We start from the raw sequence: 25,420 nt of genomic DNA on the forward strand, positions 1-25,420 counted from the left end.
TTTCCGCAACCAGCCGGTTCGAAGGACAAGCGCGATCGAAACCGCGCGTGCCCCTCCTTGCGCTTACCCGTTCGTCGCCGTTGCCGACGCAGGCGCCGGGGCGGCCGCCTTGTCGTAGTCGACCGGCGCATCCGGCGCACGCGGCGTTTCGCCGGCGCGCTGGATCCAGCCGCCGCCCAGCGCACGGTACAAGTCGACCAGATTGGTCCAGCGCGCCAGACGTGCACTGATCAGCGATTGCTGCGCCGAGTACAGATCCGTCTGTGCGGTCAGCACCGACAGGTAGCTGTCGACACCGTTCTTGTAACGCAGGTCCGACAGGTCGAAGCGTCGCTGCTGCGCGTGCTCGTTGCGCTCGAGCGCGGCGATCTGCTGGTCGTACGTGCCGCGTGCGGCGAGGCCATCCGACACTTCGCGGAATGCCGACTGGATCGCCTTCTCGTAGTTCGCGATCTCGATGCGCTTCTGCACGTGCGCGAGGTTCAGGTTCGCGATGTTCTGACCGCCTTCGAAGATCGGCATCGTGATCTGCGGCGCGAACGACCATGCGGCCGTGCCGGCCTTGAACAGGCCACCCAGCGTCGGGCTGCCGGTGCCGAACGCACCCGTCAGCGAGATCTTCGGGAAGAACGCCGCGCGGGCCGCACCGATGTTCGCGTTCGCGGCCAGCAGCGTCTGCTCGGCCTGCATCACGTCGGGGCGACGCGTCAGCAGATCCGACGGCAGGCCAGCGGGCACATCCGTCAGCAGGTTCTGCGCGTCGAGCGGCCTGCCCGCCGGCAGGTCGTCCGGCAGCGGCTCGCCGATCAGCAGCACCAGCGCATTCAACGCCTGCGCGCGTGCACGCGCCTGCGCCTGCTGGTTCGCGAGCGCCGTCTCGACCACCGTCTGCGCCTGACGCAGCTCGAGCTCGGAGCCCGTGCCGTTGTCGAATTGCAGCTTGGTCAGGTCGTACGACGCCTGCGCGGTCTTCAGCGTGTTCTCCGTGACCTTCAACAGATCGTCGGTCGACAGCAGCGTCAGGTACTGGTCCGCCACCTGCGATACCAGCGAGATCTCCGACGCCTGCCGTGCATACGACGTCGACAGATACTGCGCGAGCGCCTGGTCCTTCAGGCTCTGCACGCGGCCGAACAGGTCGAGTTCCCACGACGCGGACAGGCCGACGTTGTAGGCGCGCGAGATGTACGGCGCACCGGTCTGCGAAAGACCCTGCGGCACGCGCTGGATGCTGCCCGTGCCCGTACCGTCGAGCGTCGGGAACAACCCCGCACGCGTGATCTGGTACTGCGCACGCGCGGCCTCGATGTTCAGCACCGATACGCGCAGGTCGCGGTTGTTCTTCAGCGCGATCTCGATCAGCCGCTGCAGGCGCGGGTCGACGAAGAACTCGCGCCAGCCGATGGCGGTCGCAGCTTGCCCGTTGGCGCTGCGCGCGCCGGCCGCACCCGGCTGCGTCGCGTAGACGCCGCCGGCCGGGTACGCCTGCGCGACAGGCGCATCAGGCCGCTTGTAATGCGGCGCCATCGTGCACCCCGCGGCGAACAACGCGACAGCCAGGGCAGCCGCGGTTGCAGTCAAAGCGTGTTTTTGCATCGTTACTGCCCCTTCGAATCGTGTGCGTCGTCGTGACCGCGCTGCAGGTCGCCCTGCACGAGACGCCATGCGTCGTCGACGTTTTCCGTCTCGCCGCTGAAGATCGCGCGAACCCGCACGAAGAACATCGGGATCATGAAGATCGCGAGGAACGTTGCCGTGATCATCCCGCCGATCACGCCCGTACCGATCGCGTGCTGGCTGGCCGAACCCGCGCCGTTGCTGATCGCGAGCGGCAGCACGCCCAGCATGAACGCGAGCGACGTCATCAGGATCGGACGCAGCCGCAGGCGCGCCGCCTCGATCGCCGCACGCACCGGCCCCATGTTCCCGCTCGCCTGCAACTCGCGCGCGAACTCGACGATCAGGATCGCGTTCTTCGCGGACAAGCCCACGGTAGTCAGCAGGCCGACCTGGAAGAACACGTCGTTCTCGAGGCCGCGCAGCATCGTTGCGAGCAGCGCGCCGACCACGCCGAGCGGCACGACCATGATCACCGAGAACGGGATCGACCAGCTTTCATACAGCGCCGCGAGACACAGGAACACGACGAGGATCGAAATCGCGTACAGGATCGGCGCCTGCGAACCGGACTGGATTTCCTGGAACGACAGCCCCGTCCACGAGTAGCCGATACCCTCCGGCAGCTTGCTCGCGAGCGCCTCCATCGCCGCCATCGCCTGCCCGGTCGACTTGCCTTCCGCGGCCTGACCCTGGATCTCGATCGACGACACGCCGTTGTAGCGTTCGAGCTTCGGCGAACCGTAGCTCCAGTGGCCGGTCGCGAACGCGCTGAACGGCACCATGCCGCCCGTGCTGTTGCGCACGTACCAGATGTTCAGGTCTTCCGGCGTCATTCGGAACGGCGCGTCCGACTGCACGTATACCTTCTTGATCCGGCCATCGGTATCCAGGAAGTTGTTCACGTACTGCGACGCCCACGCGATCGAGAACGTCTGGTCGATCGCAGCAGCGGTCACGCCGAGCGCGTTCGCCTTCTCGCGGTCGATGTCGACCTTGTACTGCGGCGTATCGTTCAGGCCGTTCGGGCGCACGAGTGCCAGCGCGGGATCCTTCGCGGCCATCCCGAGCAACTGCCCGCGCGCGGCCATCAGCGCTTCGTGGCCGAGGCCGGCGTTGTCCGTCAGCTCGAAGTCGAAGCCGGCAGCGGTGCCGAGTTCGGGAATCGACGGCGGGTTGAACGGGATCACCATCGCGTCCTTGTACTGCGCGTAGTGCGCGAAAGTCCGGCCGATCAGCGCCTGCACCTTCTGGTCCGAACGCTGGCGATGCTCGTACGGTTTCAGCTTCACGAACACGAGACCGGCATTCTGGCCGCGGCCCGCAAAGCTGAAGCCGTTGACCGTGAACACCGAGTCGACCACATCCTTCTCGGTGGTGGTCAGGTACGTGTTGATGTTGTCGAGCGTCTTGCCGGTCGTTTCCTGCGTGGAGCCCGACGGCGTCTGCACGATCATGAACATGTAGCCCTGGTCTTCATCCGGCAGGAACGACTTCGGCAGGCGCACGAACATCACGCCGACCGCGATGAACACGGCCAGGTAGATCACGAGCCAGCGGCCCGAGCGCCGGATCACGTGGTTCACGCCGCCCGTATAGCGATCGCGACTGCGGTCGAAGGTCCGGTTGAACCAGCCGAAGAAGCCCTTCTTCTCTTCGTGATGCCCTTGCGGGATCGGCTTGAGGATCGTCGCGCACAATGCCGGCGTCAGAATCAACGCGACGAGCACCGACAGCACCATCGCCGACACGATCGTCAGCGAGAACTGACGATAGATCGCGCCGACCGAGCCACCCGAGAATGCCACCGGCACGAACACCGCCGACAGCACGAGCGCCACGCCGACGAGTGCACCGGTGATCTGGCCCATCGCCTTGCGGGTCGCCTCCTTCGGTGACAGGCCCTCTTCCGCCATCACGCGCTCGACGTTCTCGACCACCACGATCGCATCGTCGACCAGCAGGCCAATGGCGAGCACGAGGCCGAACATCGACAGCGTGTTGATCGAGAAGCCGGCGAGGCCCATGATCGCGAACGTGCCGAGCAGCACCACCGGCACCGCGATCGTCGGGATGATCGTCGCCCGCAGGTTCTGCAGGAATAGGTACATCACGAGGAACACGAGCACGATGCCTTCGAGCAGCGTCTTGACCACTTCCTCGATCGACAGGCGCACGAACGGCGTCGTGTCGTACGGATAGTGGACGACGAGACCGTGCGGGAAGTACTTCGACAGTTCGTCGATCTTGGCCCGCAACGCCGTCGCAGTGGCGAGCGCGTTCGCGCCGGTCGCGAGCTGGATGCCGAGGCCGGCCGTCGGCTGCCCCATGTACTTCGTGTCGAACGTGTAGTTCTCGGAGCCGAGCGCCGCACGGCCGACATCCTTCAGGCGCACCTGCGAACCATCCTGGTTGACCTTCAGCAGGATGTTGCCGAACTGCTCGGGCGTGCGCAGCAGCGTCGACTCGGTGATCGTCGCCTGCAGCATCGTGCCAGGCTTCGCCGGCGTGCCGCCGATCTGGCCGCCCGCGATCTGCACGTTCTGCTGCGTGATCGCGGCCGTCACGTCGGTCGGCGTGAGGCTGTAGTTGGTCAGCTTGACCGGGTCGAGCCAGATGCGCATCGAAAACTGCGAACCGAGCAGCAGCGTCTGGCCGACACCGTTCACGCGGCTGAGCGGATCGAGCACGTGCGACGCCACGTAGTTCGTCAGGTCCTCCTTCGACATGCTGCCGTCCTCGGAGTTGAACGCGAACCACATCAGCCAGTTGCTGCTCGACTTCGTGACCTGCATGCCGAGCTGCTGCACGACCTGCGGCAGGTTCGGCGTCGCGAGCGACAGCTTGTTCTGCACCTGCACCTGCGCGACGTCCGGATTCGTGCCCGGCGAGAAGGTCAGCGTGATCGTCGCGTTACCCGAGTCATCGCTGGTCGACGACATGTACAGGAAGTTGTCGAGACCGCTCATCTGCTGCTCGATCACCTGCGTCACCGTGTCTTCCACCGTCTTCGCGGAAGCGCCCGGATAGTTCGCCTGGATCTGGATCGTCGGCGGTGCGATCGTCGGATACTGCGCGATCGGCATCTTGAAGATCGATGCGACGCCGGCCAGCATCAGCACGATCGCGATCACCCACGCAAAGATCGGGCGATCGATAAAGAACTTGGCCATGAAACGGACTCCTTGTTATTGCGCGGACGACGCAGCGGTCGAACGCGCGGCGGCATTGGCGACGGTGCTCGCCGGTGCGGCGCCGGATGCATTCGCCGCGCTTGCCGGTGTGCCGGACGCAGCGTCCGGCGCAAGTGCGGGCTGCGCCGCGACGGTCTTCACGGTCGCACCCGGGCGTACCTTGTCGACGCCCTGCACGATCACGTGGTCGCCCGCTTGCAGGCCGCCTTCGACGATCCAGTTCGGGCCGTACGTGCCGGCCGTCGTCAACGGGCGCGTCTCGACCTTGTTGGCCGCGTTCACGACCAGTGCGATCGCCTGGCCCTTCTGGTCATGCGTGACGCCGATCTGTGGCACCAGGAATGCGTTCTCGTTCACGCCTTCCTCGATCCGCGCACGCACGAACATGCCCGGCAGCAGCACGCGGCCCGGGTTCGGGAAGATCGCGCGAATCGTTACCGAGCCGGTGGCCTGGTCGACCGTCACGTCCGAGAACTGCAGCTTGCCGGCTTCCGAATAGGTCTTGCCGTCCTCCAGGATCAGCGACACCTTCGCGGCGCCCGGGCCGCTCGTTTTCAGCTTGCCGCTCTGCACGTCCTGGCGCAGCTTCAGCCCGTCGAGGCTCGACTGCGTGAGGTCGACGTACACCGGATCGAGCTGCTGCACCGTCGACAGCAACGTCGCCTGGCTCGCCTGCACGTAGGCGCCCGGCGTCACTTGCGAGATGCCGACGCGGCCGGTGATCGGCGACACGACGTCGGTGTAGCCGAGGTTGATCTGCGCGGTATCGACCGCCGCCTTGCCGGCCGCGACGTCCGCCGCGGCCTGGCCTTGCGTGGCCACTGCGTTGTCGTAGTCCTGCTTGCTGACCGCGTTCGCGGCCACCAGCACCTTGTAGCGCGCGACCAGTGCGTTCTGCGTGACGAGGTTCGCCTGCGCCTTCGCGAGCGTCGCCTTCGCGCTGTTCAGCGCGGCGATGTACGGCGCCGGATCGATCTTGTACAGACGCTGACCGGCCTTCACGTCGGTGCCTTCGGTGAATTCGCGGCGCAGCACGATGCCGTCGACCCGCGCGCGCACCTGCGCGACGAGGAACGCGCTGGTGCGGCCCGGCAGTTCGGTCACCGCCGGCACAGCCTGCGGCTGGACGGTGACGACGCCGACTTCCGGCGTTTGCGGCGGCGGTGCCGATTCTTTTTTCCCGCACGCGGCCAGGAAAACGGCAGCCGTTGCAGCAGTGATTAAGCGGTATGGAACCCGTTCGACGCGCATGGAGCGACCTCTCACAAATAGACGACCTTCAATGGGAATCACCAGATCTCCTCGTGACCTGCACGCGCGGCCGGAATGCTGTCGCCTCCCGTTTGCCGTGGATGCGGTCGCGTATTTCGGGCGTGCGTTGCGCCCTGCGGAGCGTTCGTTCATCGAACTGCTTCCGAGGAAAAAACCGTGAGCCCGCAGCACGGGCAGGCGGGCGTTGCTGCGGCGACCAACCGGCCCGCTAGCTCGCGGGCCGGAACGCGGCGCCGGCGAATTCGATGAATGCGCGTGCAGCGGCCGGCAGATGCACAGTGCGTGCATGCGCGAGCTTCAGCGTGACGGGCGCGAGTGGGCGGACCGGAGCAACGCGCACCAGCGTGCCGGCCGCCAGATCGGCTTCGACGAGATACGCGGGCAGCACCGCGGCGCCCATGCCGGCCACGGCCAGCCGCCGTGCCATCTCGAGATGGCCGACGCCCGGGCTGCCGCCGGGCGACGCGTCGGGTCGAAATGCCGCCGCATCGTCATCGCCGGCCGCCGGCAGATCGAGCCGCACGGCCGTAATGTCCGGCCAGTCGCCCGACGCAGCCGCGCCGCCATGCGCGTCGACATAACCCGGCGCCGCGACGCGCACGGATTCGTACGCGGCCAGCGTGTGCAGCGCGTGCGCGCCCGTCACCGGCATGCCGTCGGTCAAAAACGCGACATCGATGTCTTCGGATGTCAGGTCGACATGGGCATCGGTCAGCGTCACGGTCGGGCGCACGTCCGGAAACCGGTGCACGAAGCGATCGAGCAATGCACTCAACTGGCTGAGCCCGAAAGCGACCGGCGCGGCAATGCGCAATGCGCCCTCCGGCTTGCTGCCCATCGCGACGAAACGACCGTCGATCTCGTCGATCGCACCGAGAATCCGCTCGACGCGCGCGAGATACAGCTCGCCGATTTCCGTCAGCGACTGGTGGCAGGTGCTGCGTTGAAGCAGGCGTGCGCCGAGGCGCGTCTCGAGCGCGTCGACCAGCCGGCTCGCCATCGCCGTCGACACGCGCAGCCGCGTCGCCGCCCGGCGAAACCCGCCTTCCCTTGCCACCGTCACGAATGCCCGAATCGATTGAAGTTGGTCCATTTGTCCGGATTCCCCTGCGCGGTTGACTGCCTTGACGCGCCGCTTCGTGGCTGCGTCGAGACCGAAATGAAACGGCCCGACCAATGCGGCGGCACCGACGCCGGCTACGCGGGGTCGGTCGGCACGCTCGCGCCAGACGCGCGCCGGCATGCAACGGACGCAAGCCGGCCTCGGCTGGCCCGATGCATGAATATTCGAATAGCAGTCCTGAGTCTTTTCCAGTGGTTCGCCGCGACAACACCGGCGGCGTGCGCCGACCATCCGACGGTCATGCCCGCATCGCCCGCGCGCACTGGGACACGTTTGTTTCAGCAGGTGCAATGGTATGAAAACGGCCGGAAAATGGCTTGCCCGATCCTGCGATTGTTTTGCCTTAATTTCCGAATTTGTGCGCTGCACACCGCGCAGCGACCAGCGATGTGGTCGCCGGCCATGCAGATCCGGATGATCGGGCTAATTTCCCACAGGTTTAGGCAATCACGTGCACGCGACTCGCCGTACGATGTGACCGCCGTGCCGGCACCCCTGCCGGGACACGAACAGGGAATCGCAGCCGCGCACCTTGCAGTGACTACTCCGCCATCCGCTCACGCACTATGGAAATCGACGCCCGAACGCCGCAGCTAAAGCGCATCACGCCCGATCACGCCGCTCGGTTGCCGGCCCCGTCGCCCACGGCCCGGCTCGCTACGCTGATCGCCGCTTATGCACCGCACGACGGCACGTTCGAACTCCCGGTACGCGGCATGCGCATCGGCCGTGCATCCGCGTCTCCGCCGCACTGGAACCACGGCGTGCACCACGCGTGCCTGAGCATCGTCGGGCAAGGCGCGAAATCGACGCGGGTCGGCGACGACACCTACGTGACCGACGAATCGCGAATGATGGTCGCGACCGCGGACCTGCCCGTCACCGGCCGCGTGATACGCGCGAACCCGGCCGAGCCGTTCCTTTACGTGCAACTCGATCTCGCCGTGGACCGCATCGCGGCACTCACGCCGCGCGTGTTTCCGCACGGGCTGCCGAAGGCGGTCGACTACGGCGCGCTCGACACGCACGATACGCCGCCGGAAATCGTCGACGCCATCGCGCGCCTGATGCAGTTGATCGCGCAACCGGACGACATCGACCTGCTCGCGCCGCTGATCGTCGACGAGATCCTCATCCGGCTGCTGCGCGGCCCGTCGGGCGCGCGCGTCGCGCAGGTCGGCGTGGCCGATTCGACGACGCAGCGCATCTCGCGCGCCGTCGCCTGGATTCGCGACCACTACCTCGACCCGATGACGGTCGAATCGCTCGCGCGGCAGGTCGACATGAGCCCGTCGACTTTCCATCACCACTTCCGTGCGGTCACGTCGATGAGCCCGTTGCAATGCCAGAAGGTATTGCGGCTGCAGGAGGCACGGCGCCTCATGTGCCTGTCGGCAATGGATGCGCGGCAGGCGTGCCGCAGTGTCGGCTATGTGAGTGCGTCGCAGTTCAGCCGCGAATACGCACGCCTGTTCGGCGATGCGCCGGGCCGCGACGTGCTGAAGCTGCGCGACGAAGCCGTGCCGCTATCCCGCGTCGCGCCGTAGGCCGGTTGGACACATGCCCGATTGCGGGCGGTGTGACACAGCCATTGCACCGTTGAGCCGTTGCGTGGCCGGCTGGACCGTCAAGCGGATGCAGCTTTGCGCACGCATGCGATGAAGCCGGTCGAACCGATTCCAGGGGGTTGGCGCCACGCGCCGAACCAACGATGCTCGACATCGAAGGCAAGCGCTTTCATTTGGGCACGCCGGTCGCCCGGGCATCGTTACCCGGGTCGGTCGTGAGGATGTGGCCGATATCCGCGCGAAATACAGGACTGCATATTATTGGCGCGATCGACACGCAACTTCGTACTCACATGCCGAAGGTTCGACTTCAGGACTTGCAGGAGGCATGCAGTGCGGCTTCGTCGGCGGCCAGCATTTCGGGCACGCACTCGCGCAGGAAATCGACGAACGTACGGATCTTCGCATCGAGATACTGGCGCGATGCATACAGCGTGTAGACCGTCAGTTTCTGCAACCGGTAGTCGGGCAGCACGCGCACCAGCGAGCCGCTCGCCAGCGCGGGCAACGCCGACGACATCGGCAACGAACCGATGCCGAGGCCGGCGCGCAGCGCGGCGCCGAGCGCATCGGCGATGTTCACCTGGAAATCCGGCAATGGCAGGTCGAACGTCTCGGGGCCGTCGGGACCGTCGAGATGCCAGCGGTCGCGTGGAAACACGGGCGTGACGATCTGCAGGCACGCATGGCCATCGAGATCGCGCACCGTGCGCGGCGTACCGCGCTCCTTCAGATACGCGGGCGACGCACACAGCACGCTGTGCACCTCGCCGAGCCGCTGCGACACGAGCCCCGAATCGGGCAACTCCGTCGCGCTCAACTGCAACGACACGTCGTAGCCTTCGTCGATGATGTCGGGCACGTGCTGCGACAGCGTCAGCTCGACCGCGACCGATGGATAGCGCTGCCGGTAGCGCACGACCGCGGGCACCACGTAGGCCTGGCCGAAGCTCGTCGTCGCATGGACATGCAGCCGCCCGGACGGCTTTGCCTGTGCGTCGGCCGCCTCGGATTCGGCTTCTTCGATATAACCGAGGATGCGCTGGCAGCGGTCGAGATAGCGCTGCCCGGCGTCGGTCAGCGCGATGCGGCGCGTGCTGCGGTTGAGCAGGCGCGTGCGCAGGTGCGTTTCGAGCTGCGCGACGGACCGCGATGCGTAAGCCGTCGTGATGTCCAGGCGCTGGGCTGCGCTCGTGAAGCTGCCCTCTTCCGCCACCCGGACGAAAATGCGCATCATCTGTAACGTGTCCATCGACCTGTCCCCGGGATTGAGATCACGTCGCGCCACCGCGCGACGATGGTGCCGGCAGCGCCGGCGCAGGCCGGTCTGGCGCGAATTGTGCGGAACAGTACAGCAGCAGTGCAGACGTGTCCAGTTCGCCGTATGCGGCGTGATCCGGATGCCGAATCGTCTCGCCGAGTCGCCGTGCGCACGGTGTACGGACCGGGCGCATACGCGCGTTGTCGAACCGGCACACGACCGGCATCGGCTCGGCAAAAACTACGTGCCAACCACGATGCCGCGACGCGATTCACGGCATGTATGACGTATCAAGCCTCGGCGGCCGCATCGAACGGATTACGCAACACGATCGTGTCGTCGCGCTCCGCGCCGGTGGTAATCATCGATACCGGTGCGCCGGCGACCGCTTCGACGCGCGCAATGAACTCCTGCGCGGCGCGCGGCAGCGCCGCACGTTCACGTACCCCCTTCACGGTGCCGTGCCAGCCGTCGAACCGCTCGTACACCGGCTTGGCGCGCGACTGCGCATCGAGGCTCGCCGGCAGATGATCCACCCGCACGCCATCGAGTTCGTATCCGACGCACAGCGCGATCGACTCGAAACCGTCGAGCACGTCCAGCTTCGTAAGCGCCAGCGAATCGATGCCGGAGATCCTGACGGCCTGACGCAATTGCGCGGCATCGAGCCATCCGCAGCGGCGCGGTCGGCCAGTATTCACGCCGAACTCCTGCCCGCGCGCACGCAGCGTTTCGCCGGTCGCGTCGGACAGCTCGGTAAGGAACGGGCCGCCGCCGACCCGCGTCGCATACGCTTTCGTGACGCCCAGCACGTGGCCGAGCTTCGACGCACCGAGCCCTGTACCAGCCGCTGCCGCCGAGGCAACGGTGCCGGACGACGTCACGAACGGATACGTGCCCCAGTCGATGTCCAGCATCACGGCTTGAGACCCTTCGAACAGGATGCGCTCGCCGCGGTCGGTCGCGTCGTTGAGGTCGGCCCAGACGGGGCGCACGAACGGCAGGATCCGCGGCGCAAGGTCGACCAGCGTCGCCAGCATCGCGTCGCGGGAATACTCGTCGAGCCCCAGGCCGCGGAACCACGCGTTGTGATGGTCGACGAGCACATCCAGTTTGGCCGCGAGCTGGCCGGGTTCCGCGAGATCGCCGACGCGCAGCCCGCGACGTCCGACCTTGTCCTCGTAGGCCGGCCCGATCCCGCGCAGCGTGGTGCCGATCGGCTCGCGGCGCAGACGCTCCTGAGCCTGGTCGATCGCGCGGTGGATCGGCAGCACCAGCGTTGCGTTCTCGGCGATCGACAGGTTATCCGGCGTCACCGACAGCCCGAGTTCGGCCATTCGCCCGATTTCCGCGAGCAGCGCTTCCGGATCGAGCGCCACGCCGTTGCCGATCACGCCGCGCTTGCCGCGCACGACACCGCTCGGCAGCAGCGCGAGCTTGTACGTCTTGCCGCCCACGACCAGCGTATGACCCGCGTTGTGGCCGCCGTTGTAGCGTGCGACGAGATCGGCCTGTGCCGCCAGCCAGTCCACGACGCGCCCCTTCCCTTCGTCGCCCCATTGGGCGCCCACGACCACCACGTTCGGCATGCTCCGCACTCCATGTGAGAAATTCAGACAGTCACTCGGCCGAGCCGGCCGTTTGTGTGCCATATTGGCGGAGCTTGAGCACCCGATCAAACGATTAAACCTGAACCGTCGTGTGAGAAAATATCACACGAAAGATGCAATGGCCCGACGACTCCCTCCGCTGAATTCGCTGCGTGCGTTCGAAGCCGCCGCGCGCCTCGGCAGTTTCACGCTGGCTGCGGACGAACTGTGCGTGACCCACGGCGCGATCAGCCGGCACGTGCAACAACTGGAAGCCTGGCTCGGGCGGCCGCTGTTCGAACGCCATAACCGGCGGGTCGAGCTGACCGACCCGGGCCGCGCGTATCTCGCCGAGGTCGGCGCGTCGTTCGACCGGATCGCGCTCGCCACCGCGCAGCATTTCGGCCACGCGCAGCAGCGCGTGTTGCGCGTAAGCGCGCCCGCGACGTTTTCGTTGCGCTGGCTGGTGCCGAAGCTGTCGTCGTTCCAGGTCGCCCATCCGGCCATCGAGGTGCGGCTGTCGACGTCGAACGAGCCGATCGACAAGCTGCGCGACAAGGTCGACCTGATCGTTCGCGGCGGCCCGCAGGCCGTCGACGGTTATGTTGCCGAGGAATTCCTGTCCGAGGTCCGGCTGCCGGTGTGTGCGCCGAAGCTGCTGGAGGGCCGGCCGTTGCATACGCCTGCCGATCTGGCCGGCTTCACGTTACTGCACGCTGCCACCTATCCCGGCATGTGGCCTGAATGGCTCGCGGCAGCCGGACAGCCGAATCTCGTGCCGCGCCACTCGCTCACGCTCGAGCACTTCTACCTGACGCTGCAAGGTGCACTCGACGGCCTCGGCGTCGCAATGGGGCCGATCGCGCTCGTCGCGGATGACATCGCTGAAGGTCGGCTGGTGCAGCCGTTCAGCGAACCGGCACTGCCGCCGTGGCGCTACTTTACGTACGTGGCCTCGGCACGCGCGAACGACGAAGCGGTGCGGGCGTTCAAGGATTGGTTGAAGGTGGCGGGAAATACGGCCGCGCCGCGAGTGCGGAACTGACAGCGTCGGTGTGCGGAGAGCGTGCCGAGACATACAGGAATGCGAAACAAATAACGCAAGCGCCTGGATCGCGTCATGCCTTCGTCGATACGGGGAATGCGGGTTTCGATGTGCGCCGCGAAGACGCGACGCACGCGGCAAGCCGCGGATCGAACCGTGGCTTGCCGCCGGCCGGCGCTTACTGACTAGCGCCGGCGGCTTTCTTCTCCGCGTTCTGCAGGTTTTGCGGATAGTTCGGATCATTGGCCGCGGGCTTGTAACCAGCGTCTTCGAGTTTCTTCAGCTCGGCGTTGTTCTTCGCACGCGCTGCCTTGTGCTCTGCCTTGCGTTGGGCCCGGGCCGCCTTGCGTGCCTGGCTCTTCGCTGCCTTTGCGTCCTGTGCCGCGGGTGCGCTGGCGTCGGTCTGCGCAAACGCAGGAACTGCCGAGCCGAACAGGAACGCGGCTGCGGTAGCAGCCAACGCGAGTTTTCTGATCTGGATTTGCATCGCTGAACTCTCTTTTCTGGTTTATCACGGATTGAAAGACCATCGAGATACCGCCCCTGCCCCGATCGGTTGTCATGCAGAGCTCGGGACCTGTGCATCATAACCGCGCCGAGAAAAATGTGGCGCCAACGTGGGAACGGAATTGGGGATACACGTATGGGAGAACACGTGGATGCCGGTCGACTGTCACGGACAGGACGAACTGTGTGGCGCGCGTCGATACGTAGGGCGATCGCGCTGCGGTGGAGACTCGAAGCGGTCGGTGTACCCGCGATTCGACGCCGAGGATGGACCACCTACGCGCGGCGCAGTGCGATGTGAGTTACCCAGGACTGTTTCATAGGTGGTGTTGCCGGCACGCTCACGCGTGACGTGACCGTTACCAGACCAGTCATGATCACAGCATCAGCAGTCGAACTGTGTGCCGCGTTGCCAGTCGACGCGGTTCAAGCGACGGTTCCTCCCATAAACGACCACGATTCGGTTATGCGGCGATCAAGGCATGCACGATTGCATCGCCACGGCGTTCAGCATTCGATCCGGCAACCAATCGCCGCACTGTGATGCCGAGCGTTACCTGAGCCGGTATGACGCGTCACCGCGTGGTTCTGTGGTCCGTATGACGAATGGCGTGAACACATTGCGTGCGGTGAAGACATCGGCGGAATTCACTTCACGGCTGCGCCAACGGTGCCGCACTGATGTCGCTGCGCTCGTCCGGCGACCGTGGCACGCCGGGTTGCGATGTCGCGGCCATGCTTGTGATCCGCCCGATTCTGCTCAGGAAAGCATCGCGCTGCGCGCGCGAATCACAGGTTTTTCATTCTGCAGCTTGGGTCGCCCGGCATCCAGACGGGCGCCGCTGCCTGCACAGAGTGTCGAGTCGTACGGCTACACCTGGTTGGTGAGCGTTTACAGGATTCGGACCTGCCGGAAGGTGAGCATGTTCGGGATCATCGTTCGAATTCGATTGCGGTGAGCTTCCTGGTCGCCGACATCTTCACGTTGGTTCGCAGCGTGCCCTGGATCGCTCCAGAAGCCGGCGATGGGACCCCCCCCCCCCCCGTTCATCGGCCGGAAGCCGTTCCCGGGCCTCTCCTTGTGACCCTGGCGCACAGCATTGCACTTCGGTTGGTCGCTCCAAAGGTAGAAAGTTGGAAGACCACGGAGGCAGCAAAGCGAGCGGCATCGATTTCCTCTGTCCACAGTCCACAGGCTAAATTTGACGAGAGACGCGCATGAGCAAACGGAAAAACTTGTCCACGGCCAGGGACGCATGAGTGCAAAAAACCCTTCGGCTGCCGTCCCGGATGATTTCAAACTGCTGTGAACGAAACCAAAGAGATTCGTGTTTCCGGATCGTTGAACGGCTTCGCGGGTCGCCAACGAGCGCTGCCGAGGTCACGGAGCGGGTTTTTTGATCCCATAGATGGGAACCTGTGCCGGGAAACGGGGCTTTCTTCCCGTTTTTCTCCCATAGGTTTCTACGTTTCGGGCCTATGTGAGTGTGTGCTCACCTCTCCCGAGAGCCTTGTCAGGCCTGGAAGCTGTGCAGAACAGGTAGCCAAGCGACTGATTCCAGGCTCGAATCGATGGTTCGAGGTGCCAGCAACCCCATAGACGGCTCCCATTGGTAGCGGTTTATGGGGTTCGTCTTTCTGCGGAAGCGCACGTGTGTTTACATCTTTTGTAAACCACGTTTACTTCTTTAACTACCTTTAGACGGCTCACAGCCTTATCTGACAAGGCTTTGATGGGTGTTCGGTACCCATTTATGGGAGCATAGGTGTAAGGGCTTGGGAGTTTAGGTCTGTGGATTTGGGGATTGGGGTACCGGGTTGTGGGGAATCGGGGTTGTGGATATGGGGCAAGCGTACCCGGTTATGGGAAATCGGCCCGGAAACGCGTTGGGTAGCCGTCTATGGGAACGCCCGAGGGTAGCCGTTTATGGGGCGCTTTTTTTTGATCAATGACCGCTGGGTCGCACAGTGATTTTTCTCGGTAGCCGGTTATGGGGCGCGCCAAAGGTAGCCACTTATGGGTCCCATTTGGGGCGGCTCGATTGCCTGTCTCCAGGATTTCCCGTGGTGGATTCCCATGGACAGGATCGATGGCATCGACAGGTAACCTTTTATGGGGAAACCAATAGGTTGCCGTTTATGGGAGCGATCTTTGCCTTCAGCGCTGAAATCGATGCAGCCGACACAGCTCAAGTGGGTCGAAAGGTACCCTCCTGTGGGAATCCGCAAAGGTAGCGAGTTATGGGAAGAAAGGAGGTCTGTGCTGCAGAGCACCACGAATTCGCCCAACGATCTCGATTCTCCGCGTTTGCTTCCCATGGATGGTTACCTTGCCGAGGGCAAGTCTCATGCCGGGTTTCTGCGTCCGGGCATGAAAGGTAGCGGCTTGTGGGAAGCATTTTTGTCGAAAGGTAGCTGGATATGGGGTTCCGCAAATATCCTCTGAATGTAAATTTTCCTTTTATATCGGTAGGTTAGAAGCGAGAGTGCAAGTAAAGCTGGAGCAAGGCCGTTGCTCGTCGACGCGAAAAGGTATAAAGTCCGCTTTCAACAAGGTCACCTTATCCGGACATTACGATGCCGCGCAAGCCCGCAAGCAAAGGCTCAGACAAACAGGTTTCGCTGTTTCAGACACCAGAGCCTCCCGACTTGCTGCGCAAGGCGGTCCAGGCGATTCATATCGCGCCCAAGTCCGGAAAGATCGGTCTGCAGCAGCGCAAGATGTTCAGCTCACTGATCAAGAACGCGCTTCGACAGGAGGCGTTCGAGCCGGGCCGGACGAGTTTCTCGATCTCGCTTGCGTCGCTTTCGCACGAGAGCGGGTTGAACAGCAACAATACGAAGTACGTGAAAGACACGGTCAACTCGCTGATCAGTACCGTCGTCAACTGGGACTATCTGGCCGCGGATCGGTCGACGGTCTGGAAAGCGTCGGGCCTGCTCGCCGGCGCGGAGCTCGAGCAATCGGTGCTGAAGTACAGCTTCTCCGACCAGATTCGCAGCGAGTTGCTCAACCCCGAGATCTACGCACTGATCGATATGCGGATCGCCCGCGAGTTCCGGCGGTCGCACTCGCTCGCGTTGTGGGAAAACACGGTGCGCTACGAAGGGATCGGCATCACCGCGAAGATCCCGCTGCCGAAATTTCGTGACCTCATTCTCGGGCAGGACAAGGCGTCGCAGTCGTACAAGGAATACAAGCTGTTCAAGAGCAAGGTCCTGGTGCCGTGCATTCAGGAGGTGAACGAAGTTTCGGATCACACGCTCGAGTTGATCGAACACAAGTCCGGCCGGAGCGTGGAGGCGGTTCAGTTCAAGGTGACGCGCAAGCAAAGCACCGATACGGTGGAGGACGGCGACGTCAAGAACGAAGCGCTGGTCGAGGAGGTCGCCAAGTTCGGCATCCCGCGCTCGGAAGCGCGCCGGCTGATCACGCAATATGGCGTGCAGCGCATCAAGGCGGCGATTGCCTATACGCTCAATCGGACTACGAAGAAGAATGCGGCCCCGGTCGACAACGTGGCAGCGTATTTCCGCAAGGCGTTGACGCACGGCTACACGCTGTCCGACGGGCAGGGAACGGAAGCGGCGGCCCCGGCGAAGGAATCCGCGCAGAGCAAGCAGGAACAGATTCGCGACAAATATCTGGCGGCGAAGGTCGAGGAAGCCGGCGCGTATTTCCGCGAACTGGAGATCGACGACCAGACCAAGCTGATCGAGCGCTACAACGAGACGGTGGCAGGCTCGAAGGACTTGACGCTGTCGCCGAAGAAGAAGGCGAGCAAGCTCGCGCAGACCAGCTTCTTCCGATGGCTCGCGCTGGATACGTGGGGCGAACCGACCTCGGACGACTTGCTGGAATTCCTGCTGAAAAGCAGTCTCGCCGGCAACTGAACGAAGGCCTCGCAGCCGGAGGTGCGTCGCGCGCCGGACATCGTCGTCCGGCTTCGCGGTGCAACACGGATGCGAGGCCTTCTGCTTTACGCGCGTTACTGTTGCGTGGCCGTTGCCAGTTCGGCAACGTACGCGTCGATGACGGTCTTGAGCTTGTCGGCAAGCGCTTCCTGGTGCGATGCGTCGACGCCCTTGAGCTGCAGATCCAGACGTCCGTCCGGATAGGTTTTCAACTGGCCGATCGCTCGCGATTCGAGCGCGAAGTCATGGCGAACGCTGTAACGCGTACGTCCCGCTTTCTTGCTGCCGTCGCTTTGTGCACGCAGGAAATTCTCCAGATCACGAACCGACTTTTTCCGGTCGATCACGGCCGTCAACAGCCGGTCGGCAGTCGGCTCGCCCAGGCGTTCGAAGATCAGCTTCAGGAAATACGCCGCCTGCAGGCCAACCACGTCGTTCGCGCTCGCCATCCGTTCCAGGAGTGTGTTCGGGAGCGCGTTGAGCGACAGCGTCTTGCTGATCGATGCCTTGTCCTTGCCGATCTTTTCCGCCAGCGTGTTCTGGTCGGAAAAGACCTTCTCGTCGAGGAGACGCTTCCACGCGACCGCATCGTCGAAGATCGTCTGGCGTTCGTGGTCGTGGTTCGCGCGATACGCGATCGTGTAGAGCTGCTCAGGCGTGTGATCCGTGCGGAACGTGGCGTTGATGGTTTCATCGCCGTTGATGCTCGTCGCACGGAGCCGGCGTTGCCCGTCGATCACCACGAGCTTGCCGGGAAACTCCGGGAGCCGCGTAACCTTGATCGGCTCGATCTGCCCTTCCCGCTTCAGTGTCAGAGCGAGCTCGTGCAGACTCGACTCCGAGTAGAACACGCGCGGATTGAACGGGTTCGGAATGCAATCCTTGACGAGCACCTTCTGAGGCGCGCCAAGATCCGGCGTGCCGGCCGGCGAGGCCGCGGCCGGAGCGGTGGCGGGTGCCGTTTCGCCGACGACATTCGGTGCAGCCGCCGGTTCGGGCAGCCGCGTTTCGAGTGCCGCATTCTCCTGCGCGAGTCCGCGCAGCAGGCCGGCTGCGAGATGCAGGTTGCCGGTCGGCTTCTTGTCTTTCGATGTGTCCTTAGCCATGGGCGGCTCCGGTAGCGCGCGTCGACGCGATGTATTGGGCCATTTCCGTGACCAGCTTTTCGATTTCCGCGCGGGCTTCTTTCAGGCCCTTCAGATATCGATTGTGGTGATGGATCGTGGTGCCGAGCGCAAACGTCTGACGGTAGACCTCGCGCTGCGCGATCTGGCTGTCGAGCAGATGCTCCCCTATTTCTTCAGCCCTTAGAATTTTTAAAATTTCTTCACGCATTTTAGTTTTTCCATTAACACTATTCAGCATTAATGCGGAAGAAAGATTCGGGTTACGGACGGACCGCATCGACTCGATCATGCGGATCATCGCAACCGTGCTGTAGAGATCGGCTGGCGATGGCGACAGCGGCACGAGGCAGAAGTCGGCGACCTCGAGTACGGAGGCGATTCGCGGGTCTTCGAGGTTGCCGGGACAGTCGACAACGATCACGTCGAAGTTCGCGTCCTGTTTCTTGATCTCGGCGCCGATGCCGCGACCGGCAGGGGCCAGAGAAAGCACCGTCATCGGTAGCGTGTTCTCGCCGCTCGTCACCCATCGGACGGACGTGCCTTGAGGGTCGGCATCGATCAGGGCGACCTTGTTGCCGCCGGCTTCGAAAGCAGCGGCGATATTGACGGAGATGGTTGTCTTTCCAGTTCCACCTTTTTGATTGCTGACGGCGATCTTGAAAGCCATTAAATTCCTCCACGGTGTTTTGCGTAATATATGCAGTTATTATCAAAATGTCCAGAAAAGCCTTCGACGCGATGGAGGCCTTACGGATCGCCGTGGTTGTCACGTGACAAGTGGGCCGAATGGCTAACTAATCAGTCGCGGTTGACGGTCTAATAAAAATAAAAATAGCTACCACGATCAAAATGAACGTCCAAAGTTCGAGAGAAAATTCGACAGATTTCAATGTCGATGCCAGCGCTAGCGAATGAAGACAAATCGCTCGAGGTCGTAGTGCTCCCGACAGAGCTCGTCTCAGTCTTCGGCAGTCAATTTATGGCCATTACCGGGAAACTTGTTGTCACGTGACAAGTGGCGGGGATTCGCACCGGCTCAATCCAAGCCGGTGCCGAAAAATCTTTGAATTGATCGCTCTCATAGCTATGGGCGAGTCACTCGAGGCTCGAAATCGGATCTGGGTTTGGCATGACGCGTCTCGCTCGATGAGTTGTCACGTGACAATCGATCCGGAGTGAAAGGTAACGTCAGTGCCGAATCGTCCGTCAGAAGGCGTTGTGATGGGACTCCTAGGGTATGAACACATGGAGCGCCAAGGAGAAGATTCGCCTCGCTGTCTCGTCGCAACAGGCAGTTTCCTGGGCGAATTGGCTGGGGCGTTGTCACGTGACAACCGGAGTGCTGTATCGGGGGCTTGCTTTGCGTGGCGTTGAATTGGCCGCTTGTAGGACGGGGGCGCCTATGTCGACGAGCCTTAGACATCAATAGGCCTGCAGACACGGGGCTACGGCGCAGGCTATTCGCAACGACGTGCTTGAAGAACGATGCTGTTCAGCTTGCGGGACTGCGCTCACAAACGGGTATCATGAGCGCAATTGATATGACCCCATTTAATGGGGGTGTTCAGATCAACATTGCGCTTGGGTTGTACGGAAGGGGAGGGTACGGGCTTCGCCGCGTGTGCGCAGGAGTTACGACCAGTGCACTCGAGAGCTTCTGTGCACCGGTCAGGCGTTCGAGGCTCCGCTTTGCGACGAACTTGGGTGTTGAAGGCCCGACAACGGCTCAAACGGGCCGGATCGTGAAACATTTCCAAGAAATTCGGTGTTCGGGGAAATCCTTGTCTGGCAATGGGTTGCGCTATATTCTTCATGTTGTTTCACGCAAAATCGCCGAGATCGATCGTGTAAATAGGGGCGTATGGCTATTTTACGTTCCTCAAGCCAGAGGCGGCGTGAACATACCTGAAGTTGTATTAGGGGATACGTAATTTGTCGTATTTGAAACGATTTAAGTCGGCCTGACGCAGAGATACATCGAAGTGAGGCTAATCAGATACATCTCGACACGGCGCCCAGGCCCTTCCTGGTGCCTGCGCCGATCAATCTTCGAGAGTTGTCACGTGACAACGCGTAAAGCGGTAGTCGCAGCGTGACGCGAGACTCACGGCACTGCAGAGTTTGTGGCCGAGTGTCCAGAGGGTACTGAGACGACTTGGTTGCGGAGACGGCAAAATCCTCATCAGTTCATGAGGTCGGTATGAGACGTCTTGCCTCTGGCCGATGAATGCTTGCGAGTTCGGATACAGGTTCGACGCTGCGAGGTGCCCACGCCCCGCTCGATACATAATTTGAATTCGTGGTGGGCTGCCGAGCAATCAATCCGGAGTTAGCAACAAGCGCGCATCTTGCTGCGCTCGTCTGGCTCAAGCGGGTCGCCCCTTCACGTGTGAAGGGGCGACCCGAGCATTTCGCGGATACCACCAAGCAAGGTATCTCGCATCTCCAGTACCGTCCCGGTGATCAATACGTCGCCGCCACCGAAAGAACGACATCCGTTCCGCTTCGCAGGCTATCGATATCTCTCCTCGGAGAATTTCCGAACAACCGGCTGTATTCGCGATTGAACTGAGTCGGGCTCGCATATCCGACCCTGAACGAGGCCGATGTGGCGTCGAGCCGCTCGGACAGCATCAGTCGACGCGCCTCATTGAGCCGTATCCATTTCTGGTACTGCAGTGGACTCATGCCGGTGAGTTGGCGGAAGTGGTGGTGGAAGGTCGAACTGCTCATTTGTACCTGCGCCGCCAGGTCGTCGACCCGAAGCGACTCGTCGTAATGGGTCCGCAACCATTGGATCGCCCGCGATACGCGGTTGCCCTGACTGCCGGCGGACGCAATCTGACGCAGACGGGCACCCTGGTCGCTCGTCAGCAGCCGGTAATAGATTTCCCGCTCGACGTACGGTGCAAGAACTGCAATGGCATTCGGATCATCCAGCAACGCCAGCAACCGGTTCACTGCGTCGTACAGCGGTTCGTTCATATCGCCGACGACGAGGCCGCGGCCGGCCGGAGCTTCCTCGTGATCCGCTGCGACCTGCGCCATCAGTTCGGCCATGACGCGAAAATCAAGCTTGAGCCCGATTCCGAGAAACGGCCTTTCGCGGCTGGCCTCGATGACCTGCGTCGAACCGGGCAGGTCGAGGGACGTGATCAGAAAGCGGTTGGCATCGCAGAGATACACATCGCCGCTCTGAATGAGTCGCTTCGTGCCCTGGACGACGAGACCGAAGCTCGGCTCGACCATGCAGTCCATCGGCTGCGTTGTCGCCTCCCTTCGATGGAAGCTCAGGTTTGGAATGGCCGTGGTGAGGTGATCGACGCCTTCCGTCCATCTCGCGACACGCTCTGCGAGCGTCTGCCGCAGGTCGTTCTCTCGGCGATAGCACGTCGATCGGGAAATTGCCGGGTTGAACGCGGCGATGGTGGCGTCTTTGACGGGTTGGCCGGGTGCCGGATGCATGACTTCTCTACTCAGGAATCGGGTCTACAGACAGCCCGTCGACGTGCGGGTACGCCGGCAACGCGCCTGCCGGAGTCGCGGCATTGCCGCGCTCCGGGGAAAAATGGACAACGGTCGGAGGGTCTTACTTCGTGGCCTGCGACGCGCAAAGCGTCCAGCGGCGCGATTTCGCGGCAACGGACGTCACGCGCTCGTCGACCGTGCGCCACCACCGCTCGCCGCGATGCGGCTCGTCGAGTGCAAGGCGCTCGCCCATCCTGGGCGTCGACAGATCGACGCCGCGGACGATCGCCAGTGCCGTGACGCGCTCGAATGGTTCCTGCCAGCGATGCATCGCGAGATCGAACGTGCCGTTGTGGATCGGGATCAGCCAGCGTCCGCGCAAATCGATGTGCGCCTGCACGGTCTCTTCCGGCTGCATGTGCACGTACGGCCATTGCGCGTCGTATGCGCCTGTTTCGATCAGCGTGACATCGAACGGCCCGAGGCGCTCGCCGATCGTCCGGAAGCCGTCGAAGTAGCCGGTGTCGCCGCTGAAGAACACGCGCAAGTCGTCGTCGACGATGACCCAGGACGCCCACAGCGTGCTGTTGCCGTCGAACAAGCTGCGCCCGGAAAAGTGCTGGGCAGGTGTCGCGGTCAGCGTCAGGCCGGTCACGTCGACGCTTTGCCACCAGTCGAGCTGGCGGACTTTCTTCGCGTCGATGCCCCATTCGATCAGGCGGTCGCCGACACCCAGCGTTGTCACGAACACGTCGGTGGTTGCCGCGAGCGCGAGCACCGTGTCGCGGTCGAGATGATCGTAGTGATCGTGCGACAGGATCACGCCGCGCAGCGGCGGAAGATCTTCAAGCGAGATTGGGGGCGCATGAAAGCGCTTCGGGCCGACGCGCCGGAACGGCGATGCGCGCTCGGCAAACACGGGATCGGTCAGCCAGAATTCGCCGCGCAGCTTGAGCAGCAGCGTCGAATGACCAAGCCGGTACAGGCTGCGATCGGGGGCCGCGTCGAGTTCCGCGCGCGTCAGCGAATCGACGGGCAGTGCCCCCGCAGGCACGGTATTGCGCGGCTTGTTGAACAGCATGTTCCAGGCGATCCCGAGCGTCTTGCCGAGCCCCTCGACCGGACGAGGCGCGACATTGCTGAAGCGCTCGCCATTGTGCTGCGGCGAGCCGCCGGACAGCGTGCGGCCGCGCCGGGCAGCCGCAAAACCCAGTATGCGATGAATCAAAACGAGAGGCGATGCCATATCGGTTCGTCCGGAAAATAAAGTACACTAAACAGTGTAGTTTATTTTTGGGATAAGTAAACTGCCCGGTGTAAAATTTCTCCATGGATACCAGTACTCCCCCTCAGCGCCTGACCGATCGAAAGCGCGCGGCCATCGTCGATGCGGCCATCGAGGAATTTCTCGCGTCGGGTTACGACGCGACCAGCATGGACCGCATCGCGGCGCGTGCGGACGTGTCGAAGCGCACGGTCTACAACCACTTCCCGGGCAAGGAAGCGTTGTTCGCCGCAATCCTCCAAAAATTGTGGGATGCGACCCGGACAGGCAGTTCGCCAACCTATCGTGCCGATGTGCCGCTACGGGAGCAGTTGCTCGCATTGCTGGATCGCAAAATGCGCCTGCTCGGCGACGAGGCATTTCTGTCGCTCGCACGTGTCGCGATCGGTGCGGCCATCCATTCGCCGGAACGCGCGCGTGACATGGTCGAGCGTCTCGGCGAGCGCGAGGAAGACATGACGGTCTGGGTGCGGACGGCCGCGGCGGCTGGACGCCTGTCCGTCACCGATCCGGTGTTTGCCGCGAATCAGTTGCATGGTGTCGTGAAGGCATTCGCGTTCTGGCCGCAGATAACGATGGGCCAGCCGCCGCTCCCGGAGCCGGCGCAACAAAAAGTCGCTGAATCCGCTGCCGACATGTTTCTCGCGTACTACGCGCAACCGGAACACACCGACGCACCGCGCGACGTAACGGACTGATCGTGTATACGGTCGAACTTGCGTGAATCGAGCCTGGCGCAACGTGCACGCTCCGTACGTATCTCGCAACGTCGCGCCGGCAAACCGGCAGATCCGCGGGAGCGAATGCGGATTGCCGCATCGGATCTCCGGCCATTCGGCGGAAATCGGCGATGCCGTCGGCACACCTGAAACCGAACGTGAGTAACGACGAATGAAGACGCTGTTGATCGTCTATCACACGATGACCGGAGGCACGCAACAGATGGCCGAAGCGGCCGCCGGCGCTGCGCGCGAGCAAACCGGCGTCGACGTGAGGCTGCAGCGCGCCGATGCGACGAGCCCGGCCGACGTGCTGGCCGCCGACGCGTATCTGTTCGCCACGCCGGAGAATCTCGCGGCAATGTCCGGGCTGATGAAGGATTTCTTCGACCGCTGCTACTACGCGGCGCTCGATCGCGTGAACGGCCGCCCGTATGCGGTGATGATCTGCGCGGGAAGCGATGGGCAGAACGCGCTGCGCCAGATCGACCGGATCGCGACCGGGTGGCGGTTGAAGAACGTGGCGCCGGGCCTGATCGTCTGTACGCACGCGCAGACGCCGGAACGCATCCTCGCGGCGAAGACGATCGACGGCGACGATCTCGCGCGCTGCGCCGAATTGGGCGCCGGTCTCGCAGCGGGACTCGCACTGGGCGTTTTTTGATCGCCGGCGCTGCGGCTGCGATGACCGGTCGACGCACGTTTGTGCACGCGACGTGCGCTCTTGAGCAGCACCGATCGCGCGGTGCGCGGGGCTGGCCGAATGCTCGTCCCTCAGCCGCCTTTTGTTGTCTCGGAAGGCCGGTGATATTCGGGCCAAAGACGTTTCACGAGATCGCGCGATGCGCCATAGGCATGGCAGCTGTCGATCTTGAGCGGTTTCCCGTCGCTGTCGCGTGCCTCGAGCGACGACTTTCGCATGCCGACCATCGTTTGATAGGCCGTGGTGGCGATCGGGCCGAGCAACTCCTTCAGGTGCGTGCACGTATCGCAGGACGGCAGGCGCTTGCGAATCTCGCTGTTCCAGCCCGCGCCGATGCTCAGTCCGACGAGCGCCTGCAGCGAGTCGCCGCCGCCCGGACACTGCGCATACGGATGCGACCGGAGGAAAGTGGACACGGCGCGGACGACCATGTCGGCGTCGAAGACCAGCGTCACGCCGAGGTCGTGGATCGGCGACAGCGCAGCGACCGTCCGCGTGCCGCCCGGCGGCGTGAAATCAAAGGTTTTGCGATCCGAGAGGCAGGCCGTTACTTCGAACAGGCCGTCGCTGCGCCGATAGCCGCGCATGTCGATCTGCCGATGGTGAATTTCCTCGCGCGTGACGCCGTCGTGCGGGATGTCGTGTGGGGGAACCATGTATCTGCTCCGTTTCGTGCAACCGGTTCGTTCTTCTGGCAGGCAAGCGGGATGTCGGCGGCTCGCCGGTCGGGCGCGGCGAAACGGGCTGAGGCACGCTGCTGACGACATCGATCCGGCCATACTACGCACTTTTCTGCCTCTTCGTGCGCTACAGGATGGATGCGGACGCAACGAGTCGTGTGCGGGCACCGACGCTGTTGAATGGGTACGGCTCTTGCGCCGATTCATCGCCGTGATCGTTGATTCGCTCGCAGCCGACGCCGCTTCCCGGGATGCAGCAGGACGCAGAATCGCAGCCGGGGCCCGCGACGCACCGATGCGGCGGGATCGCGTTCGACGTTCGTAGGCGGGATACCACGGGTCGGGCG

General features: G+C 63.3%; 18 protein-coding genes. 6 read left to right on the forward strand and 12 right to left on the reverse strand.

From position 1 onward, the window contains the following. Positions 1 to 63: 63 nt before the first annotated feature. The 4 genes from LXE91_RS32230 to LXE91_RS32245 all read right to left on the reverse strand — a co-directional run bounded on the left by LXE91_RS32230 (position 64) and on the right by LXE91_RS32245 (position 7,176). The gene (locus LXE91_RS32230; RefSeq protein WP_046543593.1) at positions 64 to 1,596 is read right to left on the reverse strand and encodes an efflux transporter outer membrane subunit; all 1,533 of its coding nucleotides are present in this window, start codon (positions 1,594 to 1,596) and stop codon (positions 64 to 66) included. Between the two features lie 2 nt (positions 1,597 to 1,598). Next, positions 1,599 to 4,790, reverse strand: a complete 3,192-nt coding sequence (locus LXE91_RS32235; protein ID WP_039360662.1) for an efflux RND transporter permease subunit — start codon at positions 4,788 to 4,790, stop codon at positions 1,599 to 1,601. 15 nt (positions 4,791 to 4,805) lie between these two features. Continuing rightward, positions 4,806 to 6,062, reverse strand: a complete 1,257-nt coding sequence (locus LXE91_RS32240; RefSeq protein WP_046196744.1) for an efflux RND transporter periplasmic adaptor subunit — start codon at positions 6,060 to 6,062, stop codon at positions 4,806 to 4,808. A 229-nt stretch (positions 6,063 to 6,291) separates the two neighbouring features. Continuing rightward, positions 6,292 to 7,176: a LysR family transcriptional regulator gene (locus LXE91_RS32245; protein ID WP_039368462.1), complete on the reverse strand. Its 885-nt coding sequence runs from the start codon at positions 7,174 to 7,176 to the stop codon at positions 6,292 to 6,294. Positions 7,177 to 7,242: 66 nt separating this feature from the next. Between LXE91_RS32245 and LXE91_RS32250 the strand changes: the two genes are divergently transcribed. Next, on the forward strand, positions 7,243 to 7,803 hold the full coding sequence (locus LXE91_RS32250; RefSeq protein WP_135370836.1) for a hypothetical protein: 561 nt from the start codon (positions 7,243 to 7,245) through the stop codon (positions 7,801 to 7,803). Next, positions 7,773 to 8,753: an AraC family transcriptional regulator gene (locus LXE91_RS32255; RefSeq protein ID WP_046196745.1), complete on the forward strand. Its 981-nt coding sequence runs from the start codon at positions 7,773 to 7,775 to the stop codon at positions 8,751 to 8,753. The genes LXE91_RS32250 and LXE91_RS32255 overlap by 31 nt, the downstream gene beginning before the upstream one ends. 331 nt (positions 8,754 to 9,084) lie before the next feature. Here LXE91_RS32255 and LXE91_RS32260 read toward each other — a convergent pair whose 3' ends face one another. Both LXE91_RS32260 and LXE91_RS32265 read right to left on the reverse strand, forming a co-directional pair. Beyond that, on the reverse strand, positions 9,085 to 10,026 hold the full coding sequence (locus LXE91_RS32260) for a LysR family transcriptional regulator (RefSeq protein WP_039372260.1): 942 nt from the start codon (positions 10,024 to 10,026) through the stop codon (positions 9,085 to 9,087). A gap of 299 nt (positions 10,027 to 10,325) precedes the next feature. After that, entirely contained in the window at positions 10,326 to 11,624 is a 1,299-nt protein-coding gene (locus LXE91_RS32265; RefSeq protein WP_039372257.1) for an adenylosuccinate synthase, read from the reverse strand. Between the two features lie 139 nt (positions 11,625 to 11,763). Here LXE91_RS32265 and gcvA point away from each other — a divergent pair, with 139 nt between their 5' ends. After that, the gene (gcvA, locus tag LXE91_RS32270; RefSeq protein ID WP_039372253.1) at positions 11,764 to 12,669 is read left to right on the forward strand and encodes a transcriptional regulator GcvA; all 906 of its coding nucleotides are present in this window, start codon (positions 11,764 to 11,766) and stop codon (positions 12,667 to 12,669) included. A 178-nt stretch (positions 12,670 to 12,847) separates the two neighbouring features. Here the strand turns inward: gcvA and LXE91_RS32275 are convergent, their stop codons facing one another. Next, on the reverse strand, positions 12,848 to 13,156 hold the full coding sequence (locus LXE91_RS32275) for a hypothetical protein (protein ID WP_039372250.1): 309 nt from the start codon (positions 13,154 to 13,156) through the stop codon (positions 12,848 to 12,850). 2,597 nt (positions 13,157 to 15,753) lie between these two features. Between LXE91_RS32275 and LXE91_RS32280 the strand changes: the two genes are divergently transcribed. Then, positions 15,754 to 17,070, forward strand: coding sequence for a replication initiation protein (locus LXE91_RS32280; RefSeq protein WP_039369202.1), 1,317 nt, complete (start codon positions 15,754 to 15,756; stop codon positions 17,068 to 17,070). 95 nt (positions 17,071 to 17,165) lie between these two features. Here the strand turns inward: LXE91_RS32280 and LXE91_RS32285 are convergent, their stop codons facing one another. The 4 genes from LXE91_RS32285 to LXE91_RS32300 all read right to left on the reverse strand — a co-directional run bounded on the left by LXE91_RS32285 (position 17,166) and on the right by LXE91_RS32300 (position 22,932). After that, entirely contained in the window at positions 17,166 to 18,197 is a 1,032-nt protein-coding gene (locus tag LXE91_RS32285) for a ParB/RepB/Spo0J family partition protein (RefSeq protein ID WP_039369206.1), read from the reverse strand. Continuing rightward, positions 18,190 to 18,885, reverse strand: a complete 696-nt coding sequence (locus LXE91_RS32290) for a ParA family protein (protein WP_039369209.1) — start codon at positions 18,883 to 18,885, stop codon at positions 18,190 to 18,192. Before LXE91_RS32290 ends, LXE91_RS32285 begins: the two co-directional genes overlap by 8 nt. 1,796 nt (positions 18,886 to 20,681) lie before the next feature. After that, positions 20,682 to 21,683: an AraC family transcriptional regulator gene (locus LXE91_RS32295; protein ID WP_039369213.1), complete on the reverse strand. Its 1,002-nt coding sequence runs from the start codon at positions 21,681 to 21,683 to the stop codon at positions 20,682 to 20,684. A gap of 124 nt (positions 21,684 to 21,807) precedes the next feature. Continuing rightward, on the reverse strand, positions 21,808 to 22,932 hold the full coding sequence (locus LXE91_RS32300; protein ID WP_039369216.1) for an MBL fold metallo-hydrolase: 1,125 nt from the start codon (positions 22,930 to 22,932) through the stop codon (positions 21,808 to 21,810). A gap of 83 nt (positions 22,933 to 23,015) precedes the next feature. On the opposite strand from LXE91_RS32300, the gene LXE91_RS32305 reads away from it, so the two are divergent. Next, entirely contained in the window at positions 23,016 to 23,669 is a 654-nt protein-coding gene (locus LXE91_RS32305; protein ID WP_039369219.1) for a TetR/AcrR family transcriptional regulator, read from the forward strand. A 193-nt stretch (positions 23,670 to 23,862) separates the two neighbouring features. Next, positions 23,863 to 24,354, forward strand: a complete 492-nt coding sequence (locus LXE91_RS32310; protein ID WP_039369222.1) for a flavodoxin family protein — start codon at positions 23,863 to 23,865, stop codon at positions 24,352 to 24,354. Positions 24,355 to 24,464: 110 nt separating this feature from the next. Here the strand turns inward: LXE91_RS32310 and LXE91_RS32315 are convergent, their stop codons facing one another. Further along, complete coding sequence (locus tag LXE91_RS32315) at positions 24,465 to 25,049, reverse strand: DUF2889 domain-containing protein (protein WP_039369225.1); 585 nt, start codon at positions 25,047 to 25,049, stop codon at positions 24,465 to 24,467. Positions 25,050 to 25,420: the final 371 nt, after the last annotated feature.

The organism is Burkholderia contaminans (genome assembly GCF_029633825.1).
GTDB lineage: Bacteria > Pseudomonadota > Gammaproteobacteria > Burkholderiales > Burkholderiaceae > Burkholderia > Burkholderia contaminans.